At 64.8% G+C, this 16,188-nt stretch carries 15 protein-coding genes and 1 pseudogene; 6 read left to right on the top strand and 10 right to left on the bottom strand.

Annotated elements, in window-relative coordinates:
* Positions 1 to 24 precede the first annotated feature (24 nt).
* From EGJ34_RS00595 to EGJ34_RS00570, 6 genes are all read right to left on the bottom strand, one after another.
* Complete coding sequence (locus EGJ34_RS00595) at positions 25 to 2,112, bottom strand: S9 family peptidase (protein ID WP_125358048.1); 2,088 nt, start codon at positions 2,110 to 2,112, stop codon at positions 25 to 27.
* Positions 2,113 to 2,340: 228 nt separating this feature from the next.
* A complete protein-coding gene (locus EGJ34_RS00590) occupies positions 2,341 to 2,985 on the bottom strand; it encodes a DUF3299 domain-containing protein (RefSeq protein WP_125358046.1) in 645 nt (214 codons plus the stop codon).
* Positions 2,975 to 3,523: a DUF3299 domain-containing protein gene (locus EGJ34_RS00585; protein WP_125358044.1), complete on the bottom strand. Its 549-nt coding sequence runs from the start codon at positions 3,521 to 3,523 to the stop codon at positions 2,975 to 2,977. The genes EGJ34_RS00590 and EGJ34_RS00585 overlap by 11 nt, the downstream gene beginning before the upstream one ends.
* Before the next feature lie 2 nt (positions 3,524 to 3,525).
* The gene (locus EGJ34_RS00580; RefSeq protein ID WP_125358042.1) at positions 3,526 to 4,779 is read right to left on the bottom strand and encodes an ABC transporter permease; all 1,254 of its coding nucleotides are present in this window, start codon (positions 4,777 to 4,779) and stop codon (positions 3,526 to 3,528) included.
* Positions 4,772 to 5,467 carry an ATP-binding cassette domain-containing protein gene (locus EGJ34_RS00575; RefSeq protein ID WP_125358040.1) on the bottom strand — a complete coding sequence of 232 codons (696 nt, stop codon included), beginning with the start codon at positions 5,465 to 5,467 and terminating at the stop codon, positions 4,772 to 4,774. Before EGJ34_RS00575 ends, EGJ34_RS00580 begins: the two co-directional genes overlap by 8 nt.
* Positions 5,464 to 5,997 carry a DUF2796 domain-containing protein gene (locus tag EGJ34_RS00570; RefSeq protein ID WP_125358038.1) on the bottom strand — a complete coding sequence of 178 codons (534 nt, stop codon included), beginning with the start codon at positions 5,995 to 5,997 and terminating at the stop codon, positions 5,464 to 5,466. The genes EGJ34_RS00575 and EGJ34_RS00570 overlap by 4 nt, the downstream gene beginning before the upstream one ends.
* Before the next feature lie 34 nt (positions 5,998 to 6,031).
* Between EGJ34_RS00570 and EGJ34_RS00565 the strand changes: the two genes are divergently transcribed.
* Positions 6,032 to 6,538: a MerC domain-containing protein gene (locus tag EGJ34_RS00565; RefSeq protein ID WP_125358036.1), complete on the top strand. Its 507-nt coding sequence runs from the start codon at positions 6,032 to 6,034 to the stop codon at positions 6,536 to 6,538.
* Here EGJ34_RS00565 and EGJ34_RS00560 read toward each other — a convergent pair.
* Positions 6,528 to 8,453 (bottom strand): CocE/NonD family hydrolase, encoded by a 1,926-nt coding sequence (locus EGJ34_RS00560; protein WP_125358034.1) that lies wholly within the window; start codon positions 8,451 to 8,453, stop codon positions 6,528 to 6,530. The genes EGJ34_RS00565 and EGJ34_RS00560 overlap by 11 nt on opposite strands.
* A 120-nt stretch (positions 8,454 to 8,573) precedes the next feature.
* Between EGJ34_RS00560 and EGJ34_RS00555 the strand changes: the two genes are divergently transcribed.
* Positions 8,574 to 10,250, top strand: coding sequence for a PAS domain-containing sensor histidine kinase (locus EGJ34_RS00555; protein ID WP_125358032.1), 1,677 nt, complete (start codon positions 8,574 to 8,576; stop codon positions 10,248 to 10,250).
* Positions 10,251 to 10,332: 82 nt separating this feature from the next.
* Complete coding sequence (locus EGJ34_RS00550; protein WP_125358030.1) at positions 10,333 to 10,524, top strand: hypothetical protein; 192 nt, start codon at positions 10,333 to 10,335, stop codon at positions 10,522 to 10,524.
* A gap of 28 nt (positions 10,525 to 10,552) precedes the next feature.
* On the opposite strand, the gene EGJ34_RS00545 is transcribed toward EGJ34_RS00550, so the two are convergent.
* The 3 genes from EGJ34_RS00545 to EGJ34_RS00535 all read right to left on the bottom strand — a co-directional run bounded on the left by EGJ34_RS00545 (position 10,553) and on the right by EGJ34_RS00535 (position 13,298).
* Positions 10,553 to 10,834 carry a putative quinol monooxygenase gene (locus EGJ34_RS00545; RefSeq protein WP_343202941.1) on the bottom strand — a complete coding sequence of 94 codons (282 nt, stop codon included), beginning with the start codon at positions 10,832 to 10,834 and terminating at the stop codon, positions 10,553 to 10,555.
* A 70-nt stretch (positions 10,835 to 10,904) separates the two neighbouring features.
* Complete coding sequence (locus EGJ34_RS00540; protein ID WP_125358026.1) at positions 10,905 to 12,368, bottom strand: S41 family peptidase; 1,464 nt, start codon at positions 12,366 to 12,368, stop codon at positions 10,905 to 10,907.
* 9 nt (positions 12,369 to 12,377) lie between these two features.
* A complete protein-coding gene (locus tag EGJ34_RS00535; protein ID WP_125358024.1) occupies positions 12,378 to 13,298 on the bottom strand; it encodes a LysR family transcriptional regulator in 921 nt (306 codons plus the stop codon).
* A 189-nt stretch (positions 13,299 to 13,487) separates the two neighbouring features.
* Between EGJ34_RS00535 and EGJ34_RS00530 the strand changes: the two genes are divergently transcribed.
* The 3 genes and pseudogenes from EGJ34_RS00530 to EGJ34_RS00520 all read left to right on the top strand — a co-directional run.
* Positions 13,488 to 14,213 (top strand): gluconate 2-dehydrogenase subunit 3 family protein, encoded by a 726-nt coding sequence (locus EGJ34_RS00530; protein ID WP_125358022.1) that lies wholly within the window; start codon positions 13,488 to 13,490, stop codon positions 14,211 to 14,213.
* Between the two features lie 5 nt (positions 14,214 to 14,218).
* Complete coding sequence (locus EGJ34_RS00525; RefSeq protein ID WP_125358020.1) at positions 14,219 to 15,994, top strand: GMC family oxidoreductase; 1,776 nt, start codon at positions 14,219 to 14,221, stop codon at positions 15,992 to 15,994.
* A gap of 10 nt (positions 15,995 to 16,004) precedes the next feature.
* A pseudogene (locus EGJ34_RS00520) lies at positions 16,005 to 16,188 on the top strand (cytochrome c); the annotation flags it as partial.

The following is a 16,188-nucleotide window of genomic DNA, read 5'->3' as shown; positions in this document are numbered from 1 at the left end:
TCGCGCCCCGTCAGAACGCACTGCCTACTTCTTCACATTCGCGGTATGGCCCTTCAGCGCCTCGGCCAGGCCAGGGACGCCCTCCGCGCCGGTCGGCACGGAAATGCTGGAGCCGGTGAAGTCACCGCCGATTGGTTCGGCCCGGCCGCCCAGGCACTGCGCCAGGAACCCTTCGGTGACCGCATTGAAGGCCTTGTTGTTTTCTGGACGGGCGAAGCCATGGCCTTCGTCCGGGAACAACGCGTAAGTCACCGGAATGCCCTTCTCCTGCATCGCCTTGACGATCTGGTCGCTCTCCGGCTGCTTCACACGTGGGTCGTTGGCCCCCTGCCCGATCAGCAGCGGCTTGTTGATCTTGTCCACATGGCTGAGCGGGGAGCGCTCATCCAGCAGCTTTTTGCCCTCCGGCGTGCGTGGGTCACCTACGCGTTTGGCGAACTGTTCGTAGAACGACGCCCAGTAAGGCGGAATCGTCGACAGCAGCGTATTGAGGTTGGACGGCCCCACAAGATCGACACCGCACTTGAAGGTGTCCGGGGTGAAGGTCAGGCCCACGAGCGTGGCATAACCGCCGTAGCTGCCGCCGAAGATCGCCACCTGGTCCTTGGTGGTGACCTTGTTGTCCACCGCCCACTGCACGGCATCCAGCAGGTCATCGTGCATTTTGCCGGCCCATTCGCCATTGCCGGCGTTGGTAAACGACTTGCCGAACCCGGTCGAGCCACGGTAGTTCACCTGCAGCACAGCGTAGCCGCGGTTGGCGAGCCACTGGCTGTACCCGCTGTATCCATAGCTGTCGCGGGCCCAGGGGCCGCCGTGCACGAACAACACCAGCGGCACCGGCTTGTCGGCCTTGCCGTCGGCATTGGCGTCGGCCACCTTCGGCAGCGTCAGATAGCTCACCAGATTCAGGCCGTCACGCGCCTTGATCTCCTGCGGCCACTGTTTCACCAGCGGCTTGCCCTCCAGCGCGGGGCGCGCGCCGAACAGCTTGGTCAGCTTGCCGCCGTCCGCACGGTCATAGCGGTAGTACAGCACCGGCTGCTCGGCGGCCGAGTACGCCACGATCCAGGTCTTGTCGTCCAGCGTCCGGGAGTTGACCGAGATGTCGCCCGGCCCGATCTCCTTCAGCTTCTTCAGATCGGCCGCGATCCCATCATCCAGCGGCTTCCACTCCTCACGCAGGTAATCCACCGCCACCGCCTGCACCTTGCCGGTGCTGGGGTCTGAGAGGCTTTCGCTGACGTCGGCGCGGGCATCTTCGGCCACCAGCGTGCGTTGGCCGCTGGTGGTATCCATGGCAAACAGGGCCGAGGTATCACGATTGCGTGAGTCGAACAGATACAACGTGCTGCCGTCGGTGGTCATCCCCGCCGGCCCGGTGGTCAGGCCGTCTTCAAACGGGATCTCGTCAATCTTGCTCCAGCCGCCCTTGCCATCCGGCTTCAGGATGTCGCTACCACCGTCATCGCGCGAACGCGTCGCATAGCGCACCTGGTAATTGGCATCGGCCACGTAGCTGGACAGGTCATGGGTGTTCTTCACCACCTCCGTGCGCTTGCCGGTGCCCAGGTCGACGCTGTAGAGGTCGTGCCACTTCGGGTCGCGGTCGTTCATCGACACCAGCACGGCGTCCGGCTTCAGATGGCTCAACCCCACCACTTCGGCGCGGGTCTTCGGAAACGGCGAAAGATCCTTTTCCGCACCGCTGTTCACGTCCACGGCGAATGCGTGGAAGTCCTCATCGCCGCCAGTGTCGCGCAGATACACCAGGGTGCCGGGACGATAGCTCCAGAAGTGATTGCGGATGCCGCGCGAGGCGTCCTTGGTCACCGCTTTGGCCGCGTTGATGTCGTTGGCCGGGGCAACCCAGACATTCAGCACACCGTTCACCGGCGCGATCCAGCTGATGAACTGGCCGTCCGGGCTGAGCTGCACCGAAACGCGCTCCGGGTTTCCGAACAGCGCGTCACGCGGAATAAGTTCCGGTTCGGCGGGTGCTGCGGTGGCGGCGGGAGTCGCGGCAGAGCCGTCGCTGGGGGTGGATTCAGGAGCCGGCTTGCAGCCGGCAAGGGCAAGATGAACAGCAGAAACCAACAACGTAGTGCGCATGACCTGCTCCTTTGGATGCGACGCTGGGGATTCAACCGATACGGGCGCGGCCCGACATGCACAGCAGCGAAGCACGCGCTTTATCGAGTGTGACCGCCATGACCGCAACCAACAATAGGCACGAAGTCACGTATCAATCAGCGACAGGCCTCCGGCAGTGCCGCAACGGCCTTGATCACCTCCGGCTCCGCCGCGCGGCGGCCACTGCCACGATCCATGCGAACCGGGTCATCCGCTTACCGGCGTCAATGTCGCATCGGCGGCGTCATAGGATGCACTGGCGATATCCGCGTCAAAACGCTTCACCCGCAGGGTGCCGTGCAGCCGGTACGGGTCCGACAGATCCCCCATTGCCAGTGGCGCACGCAGCGATACATGGATGATCCGGTTCGGGGGCGGCGGCGGCACGTGGATGCACGCGCCATAGAACGGCACGAACAACGCCTCGTTGACTTGTCCGGCGTCATCGGTGCCCAGCGGCACGATGAAGCCATCCAGATCAACGGTACGTCCGTCCATGCCGTCCACCACTTCTGACGAGCCGAATTGCTTGGCCCGTTGCGGGCTGGAGTGATCGATGGGCTGGATCGGCAAGGTGCCTGCACCGCTGTCATCGATCAAGCCACCGACCCCCTGCATGCCATTCCCCCGCGGAAACCCGATCTGAGGCGGTGGCCGCTGGAAGCTCCGGTCCTCCGGCATCAGCACCGACCAGCGGGTAATGGGCCCGGCATCGACAGGTGCGGAAGACGCAGCCGGTACAGAATCCGGTGCTGCATGCACCACCGCTGCCGCCTCCGGCGTTGACGTTGGCGTGCAGGCCGCCAGCGCCCACACGCTGCAGACCGCAAGAACAACAGAACTACGGTTCATACGGCCTCAATACTGCATCGCCCATGGTGTACGCCGATCCGGCCAGGTCACTCTGCTGCCGCTGCGCGGTCAGTGTGCCAGCCAGGAAGAACGGCGCGTAGATATCCGGCATCGCAACGGGTTCGCTCAAGGTTACATGCACGATCTGGTTCGGCGGGGGTGGCGGGACGTGGATGCAGGCACCGTAATACGGTACGAACAGGAACTCGCTCAGGCGCCCGTCCTGCGCGGTGGTCAGCGGCACCACATAGCCCGGCAGGCGGATGGGATGTCCCAACACCTTGGACACCGTGTTGTACGTACCGAACTGCGCCATGGCCTGATCGCCGTCATGCGTCACTTCAGGCGATTCGCCCTTCTCCATCGCGTCCAGTTCGGCCTTCGGCATCATCTCCAACCAGTCCAGCTCACGCTCGACCTCCGCCGCGTCCGCTTGCGCCACCGCGCCCGGTTGGGCGACCGCACTGGCATCCGGCACATCCTTGCCTTGGCAGGCGCATAACGCCAATACGGCCACGAACGCAAAAAGTGATCGCATGTTCATGCTCCCGGTGCCAGGCCATCGGACAATGTGCGCCGGTACGCAAGTGCTGCGGGCACCAGACCGGCCACTGCACTGATGACCAGGATCGCACCGACCCACAGCAGCTCGCGGGCATCCGGCCAGATATGTGTGATCGAAAGTCCGAAGTTCGCCAGCGCCCCGCTGCGACCGAGCAGGCTGGCCAGCACCAGCGCGCCCAGACCCATCGCGCAGGCCATGGCACTGGTTGCCACCGCCTCGACCACCAGCAGCCCGGCGATGTAGCGCGGCTGCGCGCCGGTGGCCCGCAGCACGGCCATTTCACGACGGCGCTCCTGCAGGGTGGACACCAGCAGCGCCACCAGCGACACCATGCCAAGCAGTACCACCATGCCACTGATCAGCTGCAGCGCCTTTTCCGCCGTGCCCAGCGACTGCCACAACTGCTGCAGGGTGACGCCGGGCAGGATGGCCATCATCGCTTCGTCCGGGTACTCATTGATGCGTCGCTGCACCGAGAAGGTGGCAATGCGAGAGTCGAGGCCCAGCATGAACGCGGTGATGCTGGTCGGGGTGAGGTCCAGATGGCGCGCGTCTTCGGCACTGACGTGCTGGCCCGGCAACTGCACACCCGTGCGCCAATCCACGTGGATGGCTTCGATGGCCGCCAGCGACACCAGCACCGAAGAATCCACCGGGGTGCCGGTGCGCTGCAGGATGCCGCGGATACGGAAGGGTTTGTCACTATGCTTGGCCAGCGTGATGGCACCCGTGCCATGGGCCAGAACGATCGGGTCGCCTGGCTTCAGCTTCAACGCCTGCGCCACCTCGGCACCCACCACCGCATCGTAGAGATCATCGAATGGCTGGCCTTCGGCGAACGCCAGCGCATGCCCGGCGCCGTAACGATAATGTGCGAAGTAGTCCGGCGTGGTCCCCACCACCCGGTAACCCCGGTAGGAGTCGCCCAGCGACAGCGGCACCGCCCACTTCACATGCGGCAATCCGGTCAGCTCTTCATAGGTCTGCCACGACACATTGTTGGTCGGGTCGCCAATGTGGAACACCGAGTACAGCAGCAGATTCACCGGTCCCGAGCGTGCCCCCACGATCAGATCGGTTCCCGACACGGTGCTGGCGAAGCCTTCGTGCGCCTGCGTGCGCACCCGCTCCACACCCAGCAGCAGCACCACGCTGAGCATGATCACCAGCACGGTCAGGCTCACGCTCAGTGCGCGGCTGCGCAGGCTGGCCCAGGCCAACTTAAACATGGCCAGCCTCCGCGCGGTTCACCTGCTCCAGCACGACCACGCGGTCAAACAGGGCGTCCAGCGTGTCGTCGTGGCTGACTACCACGGCGGTGGTGCCGGCCGCACGACATTGCTCGAACATCAACTGCAGAAATGCGGTTGCAGCGCTGCGATCCAGCGCCGAAGTGGGCTCGTCGGCCAGCAGCAGTTCGGGGTGGCCGATCAGGGCGCGGGCGGCAGCCACGCGCTGCTGCTGGCCCACGCTCAAGCTGCCGGCACGTCGATGGATGAGGCTCGGATCCAGCTGCAGCGCCGCCATCAGACGGCGCACCTCCCCCAGTACCGCGTGTCCGACCCGTGCACTACGAGCACGCGAGAAGCGCAGTCCCAGTACGATGTTGTCGGCCACATCCAGAAACGGCAGCAGGTTGAACTGCTGGAAGATGACGCCGAGATGCTCGGCGCGAAAACGGTCCCGCGCGGCACCCCCCAGGCTATCCAACCGCTGCCCGGCCACCTCGACAACCCCGCTGTCTGCGCGGAGGACGCCGGACAACAGGCCCAGCAGCGTGCTTTTGCCGGAACCACTGGCCCCGCGCAGCAGCACGGTGCTTCCCGCTGCTACCGTGAGTTCCGGCAACTGCAGCACCATTTTTCCGCCATAGCTGAAGGCCACATCCTGCAGATTGATCACCGCTGTGGCTGTCACCGGGAAAGCTCCACCCGCTGCTGAGCGGCGGTCAGCTCGCTGCGTGTCTGCCCGTTCGGGCCAAGCGCGTTCACCACTACCTGATGCAGTCCCGAAAACTGCGTCGGCAGGGTGATGTCCACCCAGCGCAGCGCGCTGGGTTGGCTGCAGCGCAGCCGCACCGAAGCGGTAAACCCGGCATGGCGGTGTTCACCGCCCGCCGAGGCCGGCGCAGCAGCGCTGAAGCCTTCCGCGGAACCCTGCGCCTCCTCACGCCGGCAGCCGGCAGCGGCCGGCGTTGCAACCCAGGTGCCGGCCTTGAGGATGCGCAGGGCCTTGGCCAGCGCCGCGCCCTCAACCTCGCTCGCGGGCGGACGTTCGAAATCCAGGACACCCATGCCCGGCGCAGTGAGCGCCAGCTCCAGCACCGGCCCGTCCACGGCCAGATCCACATTGGCCTGGCCATGCACATGGGCGTCGTGGTGGCGATGGTCGTGGGCCATGGCGGCAGGCGCGACAAGCATCAAGGAAAGCAACAGTGCGTTTTTCATGGGGAACCACTCAATACTGATACACTATAACATTATGGAACAGATCACTCCCCCCACGGCAAGGACCTTGCCGCTGTCCCCCTCCCCACGCAGCTGGCATTCACGTTTCGACCTGCTCGGGGCTACGGTCTCACTCGCCTGCACCGTTCACTGCATCGCCCTGCCGCTGCTGTTGGCCTTTGTGCCCGCGGCGATGATGGCGCTGCGCTCCTTCCAGCACCCGGCGCATGGCCTGATGACGGCCCTCTTGACCTTGTCGCGCTGGGAATGGGCGTTCGCCGTGCTGGCGTCGACGCTGGCGCTTTCCAGCACCGCGGCCGGCTGGCACCGTCACCGCCACGGGTTACCGGTGCTGCTGGCCATCCTCGGAGCGGTGTTGTTGACCGCCTCGGCGCTGTACCTGCCTCTGAAGGAATCCATCGTCTGGCACAGCGTGTGCACCATTCTCGGCGGCAGCCTGCTGGCCGCCGCCCACCTGGTCAATCGCCACGCACTGGGTAAAGCGCGTGGCGTGGATTTCGTCGCCGGGGTCAGTCCTTGACCACCGGCAGCACAATCGCGCTGGGCGTATCCGCACCGAAGTAAACGCGCTGGGTCGCCTTTACATAGTCGCCGGCCTTGGCATCGAAGATGTTCGGCACATAGTGCTGCGGGTTGCGGTCGTACAGCGGGAACAGCGTTGACTGCACCTGCACCATGATCCGGTGGCCGGCCTTGAAGGTGTGGTTCACGTTCGGCAACCCGAACCGGTAACGCTCGACCTTGTCCGGCTGCAGTGGCTGCGGCTGGGACAGGCTGTGCACATACCGGCCACGGAAGATCTCGATGCCCACCGGCAGTTCATAGCCAGCCATGTCCGGCGTATACGTATCGCCGTCCGGGTAGACATCCACCAGCTTCACCACCCAATCGCTGTCGGTGCCGCTGGTGGCCGCAAACAGGTCCACCTGCGGCGCGCCCATGATGTGCACGTCCTTCTCCAGCGGCGGCGTCTGGTACACCAGTACGTCAGTGCGGTCGCTCACGAAACGCTGGTCGTGCACCAGCCACGGCTTCCACACGTCAGCGTCGTTGGCGTGGATGGGGCGTGGCACGAACGGTACGGGCTTGGCCGGATCGGAGATGTAGCTGTCGTTGCCTTCCGCGGCCGGCGCAGTAAAGCCCAGCGAGAACTTCTGGCCCAGGTACAACGGCGTGGGTGCACCCATCGGCCAGCGCGGCGAAGCATCCCACTGATTGGTACCGGTGCGGTAGGTCAGTGCCTGCGGAATGTGTGGATCCGGTGCACCCTTCAGGTAGTGGTCCAGGAACGGCTTCATGTAGCGGGTGCGGAACTCCAGCGCGGTGTCGCCCGGGTACTTCAGCGCGCCCAGGCTGTCGCCCTGGTAGTTCACCTGCGAGTGTCGCCACGGGCCGATCACCAGGTGCAGCTTGTCCTTGGCACCGGGCTTGTCTTTCAGTGCTTCGTACACGGCCGGCGCACCGTAGCTGTCTTCCTGGTCCCACTGCCCCACCACCAGCATGGTGGGCACCTTCAAGGGACGTGCCGCCATCCACTTGTCCACTGCCTGCTCGGACCAGAAGGTGGTGTAGGCCGGGTTCTGCGACAGCTTCTGGTAGAACGGGAAGCCATCCACCCCGTAGGCCCGCGCGTAATCGCCGGTGGAGCCGGCGCGCAGGAACTTCAGGTAATCATCGCCGGGGCCCGAGGGCACCGGGCCGTTGTCATTGGCGTTGGTCATCTGCCCGGTGAAATAGCCCAGGCCGATCTGCCGGAATGCGCCGTTGTGGAACCAGTCGTCCCCGCGCCAGCCGTCCACCATCGGGCTCTGCGGAACCGAGGCCTTCAGCGCCGGATGCGGGTCGATGGTGGCCACCAGTGCGGTGAAACCCACGTAGCTGGAGCCGGTGATGCCGACCTTGCCATTGCTTTCCGGCACGTTCTTCACCAGCCAGTCGATGGTGTCGTAAGCGTCGGTGGCATGGTCGATGCCGGTGTCGTTGAGCGGGCCACTGATCGGCCGGTTGGCAATGTAGACGCCTTCACTGCCGTTGCGGCCACGCACGTCCTGGTAGACGCGGATGTAGCCGTCGTTGACGAACTCGGTGTCCATCACCGGCAGGATGTCGTCGATATGCTGGCTGGGCAGGCGCGAGGTGGTCTTGGCCGCGTTGTACGGCGTGCGGCTGAGCAGGATCGGCCCGTTACGGGTGCCCTTCTTGAACACGATCACCGTGTACAGCTTCACCCCATCGCGCATCGGCACCATTTCCACCCGGCGTACGTAGTCTGCCTGCGGGCGCACCGTCTGGTAGCCAGGGTTCATGTCCGGGGTCATCGGCGTGACCGGTGCGGTCTGTGCCCAAGCCAGCGGGCTCAGCAGCGCCAGCGCAAGACCGGCGGCCAATGGAGCGCGCAACCGACCGGCGCGCGACGAACTCAGCGACAACGTCATGCAGAACCTCGTTGCAGGGTGTTATTTTCTAACAACTATGCGCCGCGCGTCAGGCGGTTCCCATATGCCGTTGGTCACCCGGCGCGCTACCCTTCTGCCATTCACGCACCTGCCCCGCCCATGCCCCGCGCCCTCCTGCCCGTCTCCAATCCCGATCAACTGGCCTACCGTCTGCTGCTGGACAGCGACTGGGCCGAAGCCGGAGGACTGGCACAGGCACCCTCCGAACTGCGGGTGCTGCTCACCACCCTGTTCGACTCGCCGGAGCCGATGTGGCTCGCCTGGGGAAAACAGCAGATGGCGTTCTTCTTCAATGACGCCTACCTGCCCTTGCTGGGGAACAAGCTGCACGGAGCGATGGGAGCAGCGCTCCCGCAGGTCTGGAGCGATGTATGGGCAGACGTAAGCGATGCCATCGATCATGCCTTTGCGGGCACTCACCGGAGTTTCCGCAATCTGCCGCTGCAGATGGATCGCGACGGATTGATGAAGGAAACCTATTGGACGTTTTCCTATTCGCCGCTGCGCCTGTTGACCGGCGAGGTTGCGGGCATCTTCTGCGTGGTCAGCGAACAGACCGAACAGGTGCAGCAGAAGAATCTGCATACCCGGCAGGTGGAAGCCATCACCGAACAGGCGCGTGAGGCTCATCTTGAACTGGTGCGCGCACGTGAGCAGCTGCGCCAGGCACAGAAGCTGGAAACCATGGGCCAGCTTACCGGCGGCGTGGCGCATGACTTCAACAACCTGCTGCAGGTGATTGGTGGCTCGGTTGACATGCTGCAGCACACGCTGGCCGCCGAGGCCCCCCAGCAGCGTTATGTGACCGCCATCGGCTCGGCCGCCGACCGCGCCGGCAAGCTCACCTCGCACCTGCTGGCCTTTTCGCGGCGCCAGAGCCTCTCCCCCGAAGTATTCGACATCCGTGAAAGCGTTCGCGCCCTGTCTGACATCGTAAGCACGGTACTGGGAGCGCGCATCCGCGTGGACGTGATTCTGCCGGAGGCCCCCCTGCATGTACTGCTTGATCGCAATCAGCTTGATACGTCGCTGATCAACATCGCCGTCAACGCGCGCGATGCCATCGTGGGCCAGGGAACGGTCACGATTTCCGTTTCCAAGGTCAGCACCATTCCTTCCGTGCGACAGTCCGCCCCGCTGCTGGGTGACTATGCCGCCATCAGCGTGAGCGACAGCGGACAGGGCATTGCACCAGACGTGCTCAGCCGTATCTTCGAACCGTTCTTCACCACGAAGGGCGTGGGAGCCGGTACAGGACTGGGATTGAGCCAGGTGTTCGGCTTCGTCAAGCAATCGGAAGGCGAAGTCGACGTGCGCAGCATGCTGGGCGAAGGCACGACCTTCACCTTGTACCTGCCGATGACCCTGGCCACCGCCGCCAGCGCTGCCGCACCTTCATCGCACCGCCTGGCCAGTGGCACCGGACTCACCGTGCTGGTGGTGGAGGACAACGTGGATGTCGCCGCTTTTGCCACCAGCGCGCTGGCAGAGCTCGATTTCGACGTGGTGCTCGCCCGCAATGCCACCGAAGCACTGGCCGAGCTGACGCGTGATGCCGGCAGATTCCAGGTGGTGTTCTCGGATGTGGTGATGCCAGGTGTGAATGGCCTGGAGCTGGCCCGGCGCATCCGCGCCACCCATCCGGGTCTGCCGGTCATTCTGACCAGCGGCTACAGCGAACTCCTGGCCAGCGACCCGAACCACGGCTTCACCCTGCTGCGCAAACCCTATTCGCTGAAGCAATTGGCCAGCGCACTGGCGCAGGCCACGCGATAACGCCGGGCGGTTTGATCCGGATCAAGGTGCGTTCCCCCCTGCCCCGCCACCATCAAGGCGTCGCAATGAAAGGGGAACGGCCATGCTGCTGGGATTGGACGCACAGATCTGGCTTGCCTTGGGCTTCGTGCTGGCCCTGCCTGTCGGCGTGGTAGGCCTGCTGAAGCTCTGCCTGCGCCGACGCGGCGGCCTGCCCGCCGGCTGGGGCGCGGCGCTGGTGCTGTTCATGGCCGGCTGCTGCTCAGTCGCCATGATCCTCGACAAAGTAGCCTAGAGCCGGGCTTGCCCGGCTGCTTTTGACGCTACAACCCGAAACCCCCAACCGGCTCCGTCTCAAACCGCTCACCAAACCCGGTGATGTGCGGCCTGGCCCGGGCAATCGCGTCCTGCTCTCCGGGCAGCGCCAACGACGCCCGGTGCAGCTCCGCACTGTCCCACACCTCGGTAATCCATATCGCATCCGCGTCAACAGGATCACGCGCCACGACATAGCTGCGACACCCGGGCATGCCAGTGGTCCCCTCCAGCAGTATCGCAATCACCGCGTCACGTTGTCCGGGTGCGGTTTTCATCTTGCCAATCAGTCCGTACCTGGAATGCCTGCCTCAAGTGCGAGCCCTGATGATGCGCCGCCGGCCGATGACGATCAATCCACTAGCGTTGTTGACGCAACCAGTCCACCGCCGCCTGCCGCGTACGGTCACCCACACCCAGCTCGCGCACCGACTCATCCGGCACCAGTGACCTGCCATCGCCCTTCCCGTTCCGGTCCACGAACAAGGCCCCCGTCAACTGCAGCATCGTGCCATCGGCGAGCCGATGACCAGCGTTGGCAGTCGGCACGCCGAAAGTCGGCGCACCAAAGCTGCGGGTGTTGGCCCGGCCCCGGAAGGCAACCACCATGGCTTCCCCCGAGCTGCTGGTACGACCCGAGATCAGCACTGCCACCGGTACCTGCCCGAGATCAGGAACAGTCGTCGACGCTGTCGTCGTATCATTCCGCCACGCATCGCGGCTCCCGTCGACACGCAGGAAGTAGCCCGGCGTCTGCCCGCGCAGCAGCGGCTCCAGCCCGGCCAGCATGGGCCACATGATGCCACCGCGGTTGTCGCGCAGATCCACCACCCAGCCCTGCACGCCCTGCTCGCTACCAGCGCGCAACGCTTCCAAGACAGCGTCACGGTAACGGTCCCGCAGCACACGATCTCCCGCACGTGTGCCCGGTATTTCCAGGTATCCGATGCCGGGCTCCAGCACCATCCAATGTGGGGCCACGAAGCTTGCCTGCGCAATGCGCGGCTGGTCCGCCACGCGTGCAGGATCCATCAGAAAACTGTGCCCATCGCCCAACGCCCGGAGTACCTGCCTGATCGCGCTGCGCGCTTCGCCGGGTGTGGCATTCGCCGCCGGTCGCCAGCGCTCACGGAAGTCCGCCGGCAGTTGGCGCGCGTAGTACGCATTGTCGGCGATGACCTGCATGGCTTCGTCGTAGAGTGCGATGCCACTGACACCCGCACGCGCCGAACGGGCATGCGGCACGAGACGCACGCCCTCAACGGAGAACCGCGCACCCCGGCGGCCCGCAAAACGGATTTCGATCAAGTGCGCCGACGCCGGCACATCCAGCGGCAGGCTCAGCCCCGAAAGGTCGGCAGGTGCCTGGAGGATTCGCTGGTTTCGATCAAGTTTGCGAAGGCCGTCAAAAGCGACCACGGAAACCCGCATCTCACCGGCTTCAAGCACGCCCTTCTCTACCTCAAGCGTGTAATAGGCGACGTTACCGGGCTCGCGCTGCACCGCGAAGCCATAGCCGCAGGCCTCCGGGTTGGCGTCCACGGTAATCTTTGCGCCATGCGCGGTAACCGGTGAGGCGGCGAACGAGCGCGGACACTCGCCTGGAATATCCAGGACACCTTCACGCCACGGCTTGTCAACGAAATAGACAAACAGGCTGAGCAGCGGGATGGCGATCACGGCGATGATGCCAACGAGCCACGCCAACATACGCTTGATGCGATGCACTGATGTAGTTTGCACCTGGGGCATATCCGTCCTTGGAGAGAAACTGGTGATGGCCGATTTGATTATATGGGCCACAAATCTGGAAAGGTCGGCCAACGGCCGGCGCTACCGCAGCGGTACGTTTGCGTAGCGCCACGCCACGGATTCCCGCAGCTGCTGCACCATGTGTTCCAGAAACACCCGCACGCGAGGAGCCAGCTGTTTGCCTGACCCATGCACGGCGCTGAGCGGTGACGTAGCCAGCGCGAAGTGCGGCAGCACTTCCACCAGCCGACCGCTGTGCAGGTCCTCGGCAACATCCCAGATCGACTTTCGGGCAATACCCGCGCCCTGCACCGCCAGTACCTGGGCCGCGTCGCCGTCGTCGCACAGGGTGCTGGCCTCCAGCGGAAACGCCACGGTTCCGCCGGGCGCGGCGAACAGCCACTGGGTAACCGGCGGGCTGCCGGAGGCGATCAGATCGTGATCACGCAGGTCCTCGATGCGCTGCGGAACGCCTCGCCGGCGCAGGTACTCCGGTGCCGCACACAGAATGCGGCGATTCGGAGCCAGCTCCCGGGCCACCAGCCGCGAGTCATCCAGGGCACCGTAGCGCAGGGCCAGCTCCACGCCATCTCCGATCAGGTCGATCAGCTCATCACGTAACGACAGGTGCACCCGCACCCCGGGGTGCGCCTTCTGGAAGCTGCGCACCGCCGGCACCACATGGCGGCGGCCGAATCCATTCGGTGCGGTGAGCTTGAGCACGCCGGCCACGACGTCCTGGCGTTGCTCCAGCGCCGCTTCAGCGGCGTCGACCGCCTCAAGCACCCGGCAGCAATGTTCGTGGAACAGCACGCCTTCGTCGGTCAATGAGGCGCGCCGCGTGCTGCGGTTGAGCAGGCGCACCTGCAGCCGCCGCTCCAGCGCCGTAAGCCGTTTGCTCACCACCGCCAGCGACACCCGCAGCTCGCGGGCGGCAGCGGAAAGACTGCCGCCGCGCACGATGCGGTCGAAGGTGCGCAGCTCCCCCAGGTCGTCGATCACGCGCGATGTTTCCTTTCAGGCAAGAGTACCTTTCCGATATTGCCATTCCGGAAACTGCCTCGCATACACACAATGTGTCCATTCATGCCTGCCGGGGAGCGGTTGGCCGTACCGACGTGAATGCGCACGCGGTCGCGACAGGACTCGCGCCATGCTGTGCCCCAGCCACCCCCCACAGGTAGCCAGACCATGACCGATGCATCCGGCAAGAGCGGACCCACGCTCAGCCGCCGCCGTTTTTTCCAGGGCCTGACCCTGATTCCCGTCGCCGCGGCCCTGCCCGGATGCGGCCCCACCCCGACCACCGCAGAACCCACACAGGCGGGCCCGGCCCCGGATTACACCCCGCAGTACTTCAGCGCCGCCGAATGGACCTGCGTCACCGCGATCTGCGACCGCCTGATTCCATCCGATGAAACCGGCCCCGGTGCCGTGGAATCGGGCGTACCCGAGTTCCTTGATCGCCACATGCAGACCCCGTACGCCGCCGGCGCGATCTGGTACATGCAGGGGCCGTTCCTGGAAGCGCCGAGCGAGTTCGGCTACCAGGGCAAGCTGGCCCTGCGCGAGATCATCAAGATCGGCTTGGGCGCGTTTGACGCCCACTGTCGAAAGGCCTTCGATGGAAAGACCTTTGCGGAGCTGGACCACGCCCAGCAGGAAACCCTGTTGAAGGCCGCCGAGGGCGGCAAGCTGGAACTGGAAGGCATTTCCAGCAAGCTGTTCTTCTCCAACCTGCTCGGCGAGGTGAAGAACGGCTACTTCGCTGATCCCAAGTACGGGGCCAATCGCAACATGGGGGCCTGGAAGATGATCGGCTACCCGGGCATGCGCGCCGACTATCTGGACTGGATCGGGGTGCGCGACAAGGCGTACCCGTTGGGACCGGTGGATCTGGCAGGGCGCAGGGGCTGAAACGAATGGCAATCACGAAACCGAAAGTCGACGCGGTCATCGTCGGCATGGGCTGGACCGGGGCGATCCTGGCCAAGGAACTCACCGATGCTGGCTTGAACGTGGTCGCGCTGGAACGCGGCGGCGACCGCGACACGCAACCCGACTTCGCCTACCCCAAGGTGGTGGACGAACTGGAAGGCTCGGTGCACCGCCGATACCTGCAGAGCCTTTCGCAGGAAACCGTGACCATCCGTCACAAGCCGTCCGACACTGCCGTGCCTTACCGTCAGATGGGCTCGTTCAAGCCCGGTACCGGCGTTGGCGGAGCCGGCAGTCACTGGTCCGGCGCACACTTCCGCCCGTTGCCGGAGGACATGATCCTGCGCAGCAATGTCGAGCAGCGCTATGGCAAGAACTTCATTCCGGCCGACATGACCATCCAGGATTTCCCGGTCACCTATGCCGAGCTGGAACCGCATCTGCACATGTTCGAGCTGGTGTGTGGCACTTCCGGCAAGGCCGGTGTGATCAACGGCGTGGTGCAGGAAGGTGGCAATCCGTTCGAGGGCTCGCGCTCGGCCGAATACCCGCTCGGCCCCAACCCGAACTATCTGGGCGGTGAGCAGTTCTACAAGGCGGCCAAGGAAATGGGCTGGCACCCCTACCCGATTCCAGCCTCCAATGCGTCCGGTCCGTACGTCAATCCTTACGGCTGCCAGCTGGGGCCGTGCAACGCCTGTGGCTTCTGCAGCGACTACGGCTGCCTGAACTACTCCAAGGCCAGCCCGAACGCGTGCATCCTGCCGGTACTGCGCCAACGCCCGAAGTTCGAGCTGCGCACCCATTCGCAGGTGCTCAAGGTCAATCTCGACAGCACCGGCAAGAAGGCCACCGGCGTGACCTACCTGGATGCCCAGGGTCGTGAGGTGGAACAACCCGCCGACCTGGTGCTGCTATGCGCGTTCCAGCTGTACAACGTGCACCTGATGCTGCTGTCCGACATCGGCCAGCCCTACGACCCGGAATCCAACACCGGCACCGTCGGCCGCAACTACTCGTACCAGAACCTCAACCGCGTGGTGCTGTTCTTCGACAAGGACGTGCAGGCCAACGGCTTCATCGGCATCGGCGGTGCCGGTACTACCATGGACGACCTCAACGGCAACCAGCTGGACAACGCCAAGGCCGGCTTCGTCGGTGGCGGCCTGGTCTGGGCCCGACAGCCCGGTGCCGGCCCGGTGCGCGGCATCAACGTGCCTTCCGGCACGCCGAGCTGGGGTGCGCAGTGGAAGAAGGCAGCAGCTGACAACTTCCGCCATAACTTTTACTACGAGGTCCAGGGCGCGTGCATGGCCTACCGCCAGCACTACCTCAGCCTGGACCCGACCTACAAGGACAGCTTCGGGCGGCCGCTGCTGCGCATGACCTTCGACTGGCATCCCAACGAGATCAAGGCCTCGCAGTTCTTCGTCGGCAAAGCCCTGGAGATGAGCAAGGTGCTCAATCCGCTGTCGATGAGCGGCGATGCCAAGAAGGATGGTGAACGCTACAACATCACCAAGTACCAGAGCACGCACACCTGTGGAGGCGCGATCATGGGTGCCGATCCGAAGACGTCCGCTCTCAACCGCTACCTGCAGAGCTGGGATGTCTCCAACGTGTTCGTGATCGGGGCCAATGCGTTCCCGCAGAACAACGGCTACAACCCGACCGGGCTGGTTGGCGGGCTTGCGTACTGGGCGGCGACCGCCATCCGTGAAAAGTACCTGCCCGATCCGGGCCCGCTGGTCCAGGCCTGAGGAGACGCCGATGAAAAAGCTGCTCCTCTGGATTGTCGCGATTGCGGTGCTGGTGCTGCTGGTGGCACTGGCGTATGCCTTCATTCCCACCAAGACCCGGGTGCTGGCCGACGGCCCTGCGCCCGATGCCGCCTTGATCGAGCGGGGCCGTTACCTGGCTGCCGCCGGCGACTGCACGGCCTGCCATACCCGCC

This window comes from Stenotrophomonas sp. 278, from assembly GCF_003935715.1.
GTDB classification, from domain to species: domain Bacteria; phylum Pseudomonadota; class Gammaproteobacteria; order Xanthomonadales; family Xanthomonadaceae; genus Stenotrophomonas; species Stenotrophomonas maltophilia_AH.
This window is presented reverse-complemented; position numbering and strand designations above follow the sequence as displayed.